This is a genomic window from Kitasatospora purpeofusca (genome assembly GCF_034043715.1).
Lineage (GTDB): Bacteria > Actinomycetota > Actinomycetes > Streptomycetales > Streptomycetaceae > Kitasatospora > Kitasatospora purpeofusca_A.
In genome coordinates this window covers 1-10,811 of sequence record NZ_JAXCLC010000127.1, presented here as the reverse complement: position 1 = coordinate 10,811, position 10,811 = coordinate 1, and the positions used below count along the sequence as shown (strand labels likewise).

General features: G+C 74.1%; 6 protein-coding genes. 3 read left to right on the top strand and 3 right to left on the bottom strand.

Annotated features, from left to right (window positions below):
- Window positions 1-559: 559 nt before the first annotated feature.
- On the top strand, window positions 560-4,492 hold the full coding sequence (locus SM793_RS35425) for an ABC transporter ATP-binding protein (RefSeq protein WP_320442453.1): 3,933 nt from the start codon (window positions 560-562) through the stop codon (window positions 4,490-4,492).
- Between the two features lie 149 nt (window positions 4,493-4,641).
- Here the strand turns inward: SM793_RS35425 and SM793_RS35420 are convergent, their stop codons facing one another.
- On the bottom strand, window positions 4,642-5,697 hold the full coding sequence (locus tag SM793_RS35420) for an ATP-grasp domain-containing protein (protein ID WP_320442452.1): 1,056 nt from the start codon (window positions 5,695-5,697) through the stop codon (window positions 4,642-4,644).
- 152 nt (window positions 5,698-5,849) lie between these two features.
- Here SM793_RS35420 and SM793_RS35415 point away from each other — a divergent pair, with 152 nt between their 5' ends.
- Complete coding sequence (locus tag SM793_RS35415; protein ID WP_320442451.1) at window positions 5,850-6,386, top strand: NUDIX hydrolase; 537 nt, start codon at window positions 5,850-5,852, stop codon at window positions 6,384-6,386.
- A gap of 77 nt (window positions 6,387-6,463) precedes the next feature.
- Here the strand turns inward: SM793_RS35415 and SM793_RS35410 are convergent, their stop codons facing one another.
- Together SM793_RS35410 and SM793_RS35405 are read right to left on the bottom strand one after the other, a co-directional pair.
- On the bottom strand, window positions 6,464-7,354 hold the full coding sequence (locus SM793_RS35410) for a hypothetical protein (protein ID WP_320442450.1): 891 nt from the start codon (window positions 7,352-7,354) through the stop codon (window positions 6,464-6,466).
- Window positions 7,355-7,614: 260 nt separating this feature from the next.
- Complete coding sequence (locus SM793_RS35405) at window positions 7,615-8,736, bottom strand: iron-siderophore ABC transporter substrate-binding protein (RefSeq protein ID WP_320442449.1); 1,122 nt, start codon at window positions 8,734-8,736, stop codon at window positions 7,615-7,617.
- A 404-nt stretch (window positions 8,737-9,140) separates the two neighbouring features.
- Between SM793_RS35405 and SM793_RS35400 the strand changes: the two genes are divergently transcribed.
- On the top strand, window positions 9,141-10,655 hold the full coding sequence (locus SM793_RS35400) for an APC family permease (protein WP_320442448.1): 1,515 nt from the start codon (window positions 9,141-9,143) through the stop codon (window positions 10,653-10,655).
- Window positions 10,656-10,811: the final 156 nt, after the last annotated feature.

Below are 10,811 nucleotides of genomic sequence, written 5' to 3'. Positions count from 1 at the left end.
GCGGGCCGAAGGCGTCCAGGGCCTCGGGGGGGGGGGGGGGGGGGGGGGGGGGGGGGGGGGGGGGGGGGGGGGGGGGGGGGGCGGGGCCCCCCCCCCCCCCCCCCCCGCCGGGTCGGGCGCCCGACCTAGGACCAACGGAGGTGCGCCCCCTGCGTCGGTGGACGGTGGGCGGCTCCCGCCCCGTCGGCGACCCTGGTAGCGAGCGCCGGTCCGGCCCGCCGGGAATCACCGCAGGCCGCAGGCTGTTGGCCCCTCCGTCGGGCCGGGACCCCCGGCGCGTCCTGGCCTGAAAATCCATGGCGGTCACCCGTCGGAATGGTTAGCATCCCTAAATATGCCTGAGACTCACGGATCTACGGTGGAGCTTTCCCCGAGCGGCACCCGAACCGGTACCCCGGGCGCGGACGGCGCCAAGAGCGACGCGGGCAGCTCGCCGGACAAGCCCGGGGGCGGGCGTGCCCGGGCGGGCCGGAAGCCCGGACCGTCCACGACCGCCCCCGACGGCTCCGGCACGCCGACCGGCGCCGGCGACCCCGAGGGCGCGGGCTGGCTCCGACGGCTGCTCGGCTACTGCTGGCGCTCCCGGCGCAGCGTGCTGCTCGCCTTCGGCGCCTCGCTGCTCGGCATGGCCGTCACCTCCCTGGTGCCCCTGGTCACCAAGCTGATCATCGACGACGTCATCACCGCGCACTCCCGGCCGCTCGCCCCGTGGGCCGTCGTCCTGCTGCTGGCCGCCGCCGTCGTGTTCGGCTGCACCCAGGTCCGCCGCTACTACGGCGGGCAGCTGGCCGTCGACGTCCAGCACGACCTGCGCGCGGACCTCTTCCGCTCGCTCGGCAGACTCGACGGCCACCGTCAGGACCGGCTCGACACCGGACAGGTGGTCGGCCGCGCGACCTCCGACCTCCAACTGGTCAACGGGCTGCTCTCGATGCTGCCCATGATGACCGGCTTCCTGCTCATGTTCGTCATGTCGCTCGGTGTGATGCTCTGGCTCTCGCCCCCGCTCACCCTGGTCGCGCTGGTGATGGCCCCGGTGCTGTGGTGGGTCTCGACGCTCAGCCGCAAGCGGCTGTTCCCCTCCACCTGGGCCGCCCAGCAGGAGGCCGCGGCCGTCGCCGGGGTGGTGGACGAGGCGATCGGCGGCGTGCGGGTGGTCAAGGGCTTCGGCCAGGAGGGGCAGGAGCTGGACAAGCTGGAGACGGCCTCGCGCCGCCTCTTCGCGTCCCGGCTGCGCTCGATCCGGCTGAACAGCCGCTACAACCCCGCCATGCAGGCCGTTCCGGCGCTCGCCCAGGTGGCGGTGCTGGCCTTCGGCGGCTGGCTGGCGGTCGACGGGCGGGTCTCGCTCGGCACCTTCGTCGCCTTCTCCACCTACGTCGCGCAGATGACCGGCCCGGTCCGGATGCTGACCATGGTCATCACGGTCGGCCAGCAGGCCCGGGCCGGTGTAGAGCGCGTGCTCCAGCTGATCGACGAGCGGCCGCTGGTCCGGGAACGCCCGGACGCGGTCGTCCTCGACCTGGCCCGGGAGCCCGCCGGCAGCGCCGCACCCGACACCGGCACCGCCGCACCCGACGCGGGCCCGGCCGCCACCCCGCCCGCCGGCCCGGACACCGCCCCGCCCGCCGGCCCGCGCGTGGCCGGACCGCTCACCACCGAGGTCGCGCTGGAGTTCGACCGGGTCGAGTTCCGTTACGACCCCGAGCACCCGGCCCCGGTCCTGCACGGCCTCAGCCTCCGCCTCGCCCCCGGCGAGACCCTCGCCCTGGTCGGCTCCTCCGGTTCGGGCAAGTCCACCGTCGCGCAGCTGGTGCCCCGGTTCTACGACCCGGCGGACGGTGCCGTGCGCCTCTACGGCCACGACCTGCGCGACCTGACCCTCGACTCGGTCCGGTCGGCCGTCGGCATCGTGCCCGAGGAGAGCTTCCTCTTCTCCGAGACCGTTCGCACCAACATCGCCTACGGTCGCCCGGATGCCACCGATGAGCAGATCGTCGCGGCCGCCCGCGCCGCCCAGGCCGACGAGTTCGTCCGGGCGCTGCCCGACGGCTACGCGACCAAGGTCGGCGAGCAGGGCCTCACCCTGTCCGGCGGCCAGCGCCAGCGCATCGCCCTGGCCCGGGCGATCCTCACCGACCCCCGGATCCTGCTGCTCGACGACGCCACCTCGGCCGTGGACCCGCAGATCGAGGCCGAGATCCACGACGCGCTGCGCTCGGTGATGGCCGGCCGCACCACCCTGCTGATCGCCCACCGCCGCTCCACCCTCCAGCTGGCCGACCGGATCGCCGTCCTGGACCACGGCCGCCTGCTCGACATCGGCACGCACGAGGAACTCGACGCCCGATGTCCCCGCTACCGGGCGCTGATCACCGACCCCGAGGCGGACCGGGCCACCCCCGCCGCACCCTCGGCGGCACCCGAAGCGGCCGGGCCGCCCGCACCCACCGCCGCACAGCCCACCGTTCCCCAGGCCACCCAGGCCACCCAGGCCACCCAGGACACGGGCGCCACCGCCACCGCCACCGCTGACGCCAACGCCGAGGCCGACGCCGCGGCCGCCCCCACCCCCGCCATGCCCACCCCGGCCCTGGCCAAGGCCGCCCGCACCGCCGCGCCCGAACTGCTCGCCCGGGTCGCCGCCCTCCCGCCGGCCACCGACCACCCGGAGATCCCCCGGGCCGAGGCCGAGCGGGGAGATCCCGATTTCAGCCTCCGCCGCCTGCTGCGCCCCTTCCGGGTACCGCTCGCCCTGGCGCTGCTGCTGGTCGCCCTGGACGCGGGCGCCGGTCTGGTCCTGCCGATCCTGATCCGGCACGGCATCGACGACGGCGTCAGCAAGGGCGTCATGACCGGCGTCGCCGTCGCCTCGCTCGCCGCCCTGGTGATCGTCCTGCTGGACTGGCTGGTGCAGGGCGCCGAGAACCGGGTCAGCGGCCGGACCGGCGAGCGGGTGCTCTACACACTCCGGCTCAAGATCTTCGCCCACCTCAACCGGCTCGGCCTCGACTACTACGAGCGCGAACTCTCCGGCCGGATCATGACCCGGATGACCACCGACCTGGACTCGCTCACCTCCTTCCTGCAGACCGGCGTGGTCACGGCGGTGGTCAGCCTGCTGACCTTCCTCGGCATCTTCGCCGCCCTGCTGGTGATCGACGCCGGACTCGCCCTGGCGGTCTTCGCGGTGCTGCCGCTGCTGGCGGTCGCGACCCTGGTGTTCCGCCGGAAGTCCAAGGCCCAGTACGAGATCTCCCGGGACCTCATCAGCACGGTCAACGCGGACCTCCAGGAGAACGTGGCCGGTATGCGGATCGTCCAGGCGTTCCGCCGGCTGGACGCCAACACCGACCGCTTCGTCGCCCGGGGCATCGCCTACCGGGACGCCCGGGTCCGGGCGCAGCTCTACATCTCGCTGTACTTCCCGTTCGTCCAGTTCCTCTCCAGCGTGGCCGCCGCGCTGGTGCTGATCATGGGCGCGTCGCGGGTGGACGCCGGGACGCTCACCGTCGGCGCGCTGGTCGCCTACCTGCTCTACATCGACCTGTTCTTCGCGCCGGTCAACCAGCTGTCCCAGGTGTTCGACGGCTACCAGCAGGCGGCGGTCGGCCTCGGCCGGATCCGCGAACTCCTGCGCACCCCGACCAGCACCGCGCAGGCGGCCGACCCGGTGCCCGTCCCGGCCGGGCTCCGCGGCGAGATCGAGTTCGACCGCGTCGGCTTCGCCTACAACGGCGGCGCGGACGGCGCCCCGGACGTCCTCACCGACATCAGCCTGCGGATCCCGGCCGGGCAGACGGTGGCGCTGGTCGGCGAGACGGGGGCCGGCAAGTCGACCCTGGTCAAGCTGGTCGCCCGGTTCTACGACGCGACGTCCGGCACCGTCCGGGTCGACGGCGTCGACCTGACCCGCTACGACCTCGCCCAGTACCGGCACCGGCTCGGGGTGGTGCCGCAGGAGGCCTACCTGTTCGCCGGGACGGTGCGCGAGGCGATCGCGTACGGCCGGCCGGGCGCCTCGCCGGCCGAGGTGGAGGCGGCGGCCCGCGCCGTCGGCGCGCACGACATGATCCTCCGGCTGTCCGGCGGCTATGAGCACGAGGTCACCGGCCGGGGGCGGAACCTCTCGGCGGGCCAGCGCCAGCTGATCGCGCTGGCCCGGGCCGAGCTGGTCGATCCGGACGTCCTGCTGCTCGACGAGGCCACCGCGGCGCTCGACCTGGCCACCGAGGCGGCGGTCAACCACGCCGCGGACCGGCTCAGCGGCGGACGCACCACCCTGGTCATCGCGCACCGGCTGACCACCGCCGAGCGCGCGGACCGGGTGGTCGTGCTGGACCACGGCCGGGTGGTCGAGGACGGCACGCACAAGGAACTGCTGGCCCGGGGCGGGGCGTACACCCGGCTCTGGCAGGCGTTCGTGGCGGAGGGACACCACCGGTCCGGCCCGGTGTCCGCCGCTGTCCCGGACGTGATCGCCGGGGCGTGAGCGACAGGGGCGGCGCGGGCCCTCACGACAGCCCGCGCCGCCCCGATCGCACAGCCAGGCCCCGACGCCCGATCACCCAGCCCATCTCGCGGCCCGGCCGCGTACTCCGGCACCCCCGGCCGGGCGCCCATTTGTTCAGGCCGCTTCCCTCAGGCCGCGAGCAGCGCGATCAGCAGCCTCGAAGGATCGATTCCCCGCGGCAGTTCGCTCACCTGCCCGTCACCGACCTCGACCACCCGCCAGCCGGAACCGTCCGCCCGCTCGGCCAGGTCGGTGGTGACGAACCGGCAGCCGAGCGTCCGCACCGGCGGCCGCACCCCGGACAGGTCGGGGGCGGACGGGCAGCCGGGCAGGTCCGGGTGCGGTCCGACCAGCACCGGCTCGCCGTCCAGCCACCACACCCGGGACTCCATCGCCCGCCGCCGCCCGCCCCGTCCGTCGTCCGGCAGCCGGGGGTCCTGAGCCCGGTCCCGCCCGGAACCGCCGGACGGCGGGTCGTCGGCGTCCCACACCACCCGGGTGAACTCCTCGAACCGCCGCAGCACCACGCCCCCGGCCAGGTAGGCGCCCTGCCGTTCCACGAACCGGGCGACCACCCGGGCCACGGCCGGAAGGTCCGCCAGCTCCGGGATGAAGCAGGCCTCGCCCCACTCGTCCTTGCGGGACTTCACGTAGTCCTTGACGATCGCCGGTCCCCGTCCGCCGAGGCCGGCGACGGCCGCCGCCAACCGCTCCGGACCGGGCGGCGCGATCCCGGCCCCGTCCCCAGCCCCGCTCCCGGCATCGCCCCCATCACTACTTCCGGTACTGCTCCCGGCACCGCTGCCGCTGCCGGCCCCCGCCAGCGGCAGCCAGACGCTCTGCGGCGTCGCCCCCTCGAACACCCCGTACCAGCCCGGCAGTTCATGCGCCGACGCATACGCCGGCGGGCTGGTCAGCAGGTGCCCGCCGCGCTCGGCCAGGGCGGCGGCGAAGGCCGCGTAGCGGTCCGAGGGGAGCATCCACCCCCGGTACCAGAACGGTCCGCGACCCGCGGGGACCCGGTCGACGGCCGCCCGGGCGTCACCGGCGAGCAGCGCGTCGTGGTCGACGAGGTGGTGCTCGCCGCCCAGGTCCCGCAGCAGCCGGGCCTCCCGGATGAACTGGGGGTCGATCCGGCGCGGGTCCAGGGGATGGGAGGGGAGGAGGAACGCGGGTGCGGGCATGGGCGTCAGGGTACGGGCCCGGACAGGCCGTCGAGCCGTCAAAACCCCGATGCCACAGGCCGTGAACGCCCAGGTCGAGCCGTCACGGCCAGCGGCCGGAGGGCGGTGGAATCCGCTCGACGGCCGGAGCGCACCGCTGGCAGAGTGACCCGATGCGAAACCTGTGGCGAAACGCGCGAAGGACCCCACGCCGGGCCGCCAGGACGGTCGTCCTGGACGAGCACGGCTCCGTCTTCCTCCTGCGTTCGGACAACAGCGAGGTCGGCGTGCACTGGACCATGCCGGGCGGCGGCATCGAGGCCGACGAGACGCCGTGGGCGGGGGCACGCCGCGAACTCTGGGAGGAGACCGGCTGGTCGGACCTCGAACCCGGCCCGCTGCTCTGCACCTGGGAACACGACTTCACCTGGCACGGCACGCCGGTCCGCCAGCACGAGCACATCTACCTCACCGACGGTCCGCACCGGGGCCCGGTCGGGGACGTCAGCGCGGTGCACGCCGCCGACCGGATCCTCGACTGGCGCTGGTGGACCCCGGCGGACCTCGCGGACGAGAACGCGGACGCTCTCTGGCCGCCCCGGCTGCCGGAGCTGCTGGCGGAGGTACGGGAGGGCTGGCTCGGCGAGCGGCGCGAACCCCGGCCCGTCGATCTCGGCTACATCCCGAACAGCGGGCCCGTCCGCTCCTGAGCGGCAGCCCGGTCCGGCCCGTCCGTTCCGGAGCGGCGCCCCCTGCCGCCTTCGAACGCGGGCTCGCCCCCGACCGCCTAGAGCGGGCGACGCCGGCCGCGTCGGCCCGGTCGCCCGGGCGGTCCGACCTGCCAGTCCCGGAGCTCCAGTTCCCGGTCGTGCAGGGCGTCAGGGTTGATCACGACCGAGAGCCGCGCCTCCGCGAGCTGTTCGTAGGCGAGGCCGGTGGCGCTCAGCAGTTGCTCGGTCGGTACCGAGACCGCGATCGCGGGCCGCCAGACCGGCAGCACGACCAGACAGGTCCCCCGGCCGAGCCGGAGCAGCTCGGCGGCCGCCCGGACGGCGGGCCGTTCCTCAGGGCGGCCCGGCCACCCCGGGCGCCCGCCGGCGTCCGGCAGGTGAGGGGTGCCGCCGATCAGCACGCCCAGCGGGGGTTCGGCGGTAGCCGCCCCCGGCCGGGTGGCGCCCCGGTCGTCGTCGGTGCGCGGTCCGGGGACGACCGGCGCGCCGGTGGCCGGCGCCGGGCCGGTGCGCGGGCCGTCGGACCTGGCGGCGGAGGCCGCCGTCCGCGGATGCAGCAGGCGCAGTCGGCGCGACGGCGAGGGCCGCCGGCTGACGGTGGTGCGCGGCTCCTCGCGGGCCGCCCGCAGGACCGGGACCGTCCGCTCCTGGCCGGCCGGAGACGACCCGCCAGTCTCGCCCGTCCTGCCCGACCGGCCCGGCTCGGCCTCCTCGGCAGCGAGGGAGGAGTCGGACGCTTCGGACCCGCCGTCGGCGTCCCCGTCGCGCGGTCGCGGCACGGAGCCGCCCAGCAGGACGCCGGCCGTGCCGCCCGTCCGGCGGTCGGTGCCCGCCGCCGTGATCGAGCAGCGGGTCACCCCGTCCACCGGGGCGGCGGCGTCGGGCGCCGAGGGAACGGGTGGGGCGGCCGGCGTCGGGTCGGCGGCGGTCCGGTCGAGCGTGGTCATTGGTACGGGCCCTTCGGGGTACGGTCCCGTCGATCCTGCCGCACCGGGCGACGTGCTCCAAGCGCGTTTCCGCCCCCTGCGCCCCACCAAACCGTCATGCCCCACGAGTCCCCCCCGTACCACCGGTCCCACCTGCTCAACAGCCTGACGTCCCATCGGGCCTCGCGGTTCCCGTACCCGCCCGCCCGGCTCGTCCGGCCCCCGGCTCCCCGCTCCCCGGCGCCCCGCACCCGGCCCTCCCCCCCCCCGGAGGGTGCCGGTCAGGCGCCGGGCGCCACGAAGCCCTTCAGGTCGGACAGGACGACGTTGGCGGCGGCCACGCCGAGCCCGAGGAACCAGGTCTCGTCCGGGACCGGCCGCGCCTGCCCGGACTTGACCGCGCCCAGGGTCTTCCAGAGCGCCCCGCCGAGCACCGCGTCCTGGTTGGTGGAGCTGGGTGTGCCGTAGACCCCGTAGAAGATCCAGTCGGCGTCCGCCTTGTCGATCTGCTCGGGGCCGATCTCCACCGCGAGCTCCTTGACCTGCTCGATCGCGGGCTGCGGCAGCCGGACGTCGGTGAGGACGGTGCCGATGAAGGACAGCTCCGCGTACAGCCGGGTCTTGCCGGGCATGAAGCGCAGCGGCGTGATCGTGGGCCGCTTGTCGCCGAGCGCGGCGCCGATCGCCGCCGCGGCCGCCTGGTAGGCGTCCAGCTGGGCCCTGGCCTCCGCCTCCAGGCCGAACGGGCTCGCGTTGAGCAGGAAGTTCTGCTTCCACGGGTAGCCGGGGCGCAGCGAGAAGACGGTGGGCGCGATCTTCGAGAGCTGCTGGTACTGGTCCTGGGCGCGCAGCCGGCTGCCGAGGATCAGGTCGGGCTTGAGCGCGGCGATGGCCTCCAGGTTGAGGCTGTTGACGGTGCCGACGGCGGTAGGGCTGCCGGCCCTGTCCTTGAGGTAGGACGGCATGACCTTGGAGCCGTCGGTGTGGACCACGCCGACCGGCTGGATGCCCAGCGAGACGACGTTGTCGAGTTCGCCGGTGTCGAGGACGACGACCCGGGTCGGCTTCGCCGGGAGGACGGTCTCTCCCAGGGCGTGCCTGATCGTCCGGGGGTAGACGCCGGGCGCGGCGTCGGTGCCGTAGCCCTTCATCGTCTCGATCACGGTGGCGTAGTCGTCGCCGCCCTGCTTGACGGACTTCTGGTCCGGCGAGGAGCCGCCGGAGGGCTTCGCCGCGCCGCCGCCGGAGCCGCTGGAGCCGGTCGACCCGCCGGAGCCGCCCGAGCTGCCGCAGGCGGTGAGGAGGCCGCCGAGGCCGAGGACGGCACCGCCGGTGAGCGCCGCGGTGAGCAGGGTCCGTCGGCCGGGGCGGGGGGTGGTCGGGTGGCCGGGAGTGGGGGACACGCGGCGCTCCTTCGGGGGCGGAATATCGGTTAGGTAAGGCAAACCTATCCGACATCCCCGAAGAGTCCCACGCCGTACCGGCCGAGCCTGCCCGGCTGATGCCAAAACATCTCAAAGCCTGACACAGCGGGCAAATCAATTCGGTAACAACCCTTTGAAATAAAGGTACACGCCTTAACGCCCCATGCATCATCGGGTATCACTCCGTTCCGTACGGGTGAATCGAAGGGAGTGGCTCAGATCACCAAGGGTTGGCCTACTCAACCTTCGGTACCCGCACCTAGGGTGCGCAGGTGTTTGATCAGCAGCTCTCAGAGCACGGAAGCAGCGGCCGGGCAAAGGCGCCCGCCGCTCCGCAGGGTGCCCCGGTCAGTGGTGCCAGTGGTGGAGCCCCCGGCACGGGGGTGGCGGGGGCGACGGGGGCAGCGGGGGACAAGGGCCTACGGGGCAACTCCGTCGGCCTGCTGAGCAGCGTGGTCCTGGGCGTCTCCACGGTCGCCCCGGTCTACTGCCTGACCGCCACCCTGGGACCGACGGTCACCGCCGTCGGCGTCCAGATGCCCGCGGTCTTCCTGGCCGGCTTCCTGCCGATGCTGCTCGTCGCGTTCGCGTACAAGGAACTGAACAAGGACTTCCCGGACTGCGGCACGTCCTTCACCTGGACGGTCAAGGCCTTCGGCCCCCGCGTCGGCTGGATGGCCGGCTGGGGCCTGACGGTCGCCACCATCATCGTGCTGTCCAACCTCGCCGGGGTGGCCACCGACTTCCTCTACCTCATGCTCGGCGAGATGACGGGCAACGGAGCCGTCGCCGACCTCAACGACAACAAGGCCGTCCATCTGGCCACCGTCGTCGTACTGATCGCCGCCGCCACCGCGATGAGCTACCGCGGCATGACGGCCACCAAGTGGTTCCAGTACAGCCTGGTCGGGCTCCAGCTCGCCGTCCTGCTGCTGTTCGCCGGCATCGCCATCGGCAAGGCCGCCACCGGCGACCTGCCCGACTCCGCCGGCTTCTCCGCCTCCTGGCTCAACCCGCTCGAGGTGGGCTCGTTCAGCGCCTTCACCGCCGGACTGTCGCTCTCGATCTTCATGTACTGGGGCTGGGACACCTGCCTCACCATGAACGAGGAGACCAGCGGCAGCGCCAAGACCCCGGGCCGCGCCGCGATGATCTCGATGGTCACCCTGGTCGGCTCCTACCTGCTGGTCGCCGTCGCCGCCCAGATGTTCGCCGGCGTCGGCAGCACCGGCAACGGCCTCGGCAACCCGGACACCGCCGACAACGTCTTCTCCGCCCTGGCCCGGCCGGTCCTCGGCTCGCCGTGGAGCATCCTGCTCTTCCTGGCCGTCGTCGCCAGTGCCGCCGCCAGCCTGCAGACCACCTTTATCCCGGTCGCCCGGACCCTGCTCGCGATGAGCGCCTACCGGGCCGTGCCGCCCCGCTTCGGCACCGTCCACCCGCGCCACCGCACCCCCGGCTTCGCCACCCTCGCGGCCGGCGCCGCCACCGCCGTGTTCTACGTCGGCATGAGCGTGATCAGCGAGAACGTCGTCCAGGACACCATCCTGGCCCTCGGCCTGATGATCTGCTTCTACTACGCGCTGACCGCCTTCGCCTGCGTCTGGTACTTCCGCCACTCGCTCCGGGACAGCCTGCGCGACCTCGTCCTCAAGGGCCTCGCCCCCCTGCTCGGCGGCCTCCTGCTCGGCGGAGTCCTCCTGCAGACCCTCACCGACGCCTGGGACCCGGCGTACGGCAGCGGCGCCGTCCTCGGTATCGGCTCGGTGTTCGTCATCGGCGTCGGCATCCTGCTGCTCGGCGTGGTCCTCATGCTCGGGTACAGCGCCTACCGGCCCGCGTTCTTCCGCGGCGAGACCCTCCGCCAGGACACCCCGGCCCTCGTCGTCGAGGACTGACGGGCCACGGAGGACCGCGGGAAGCCGCGGCGCGGAACCGGAAAACCGGCGGCGGGCCGGTACCGGCGACCGCTACCCTCGAACCCATGAAGCGCTTCGCAGGTCTCGACTGGTGGGGGGGGCGGGGCCGGCCCCCCCCCACCCCCACACAGCCCC

Coding starts and splice junctions, on each gene's coding strand:
- SM793_RS35420 (WP_320442452.1), bottom strand. CDS start 5,697: ATGCCCGCACCCGCGTTCCTCCTCCCCTCCCATCCCCTGGACCCGCGC.
- SM793_RS35415 (WP_320442451.1), top strand. CDS start 5,850: ATGCGAAACCTGTGGCGAAACGCGCGAAGGACCCCACGCCGGGCCGCC.
- SM793_RS35410 (WP_320442450.1), bottom strand. CDS start 7,354: ATGACCACGCTCGACCGGACCGCCGCCGACCCGACGCCGGCCGCCCCA.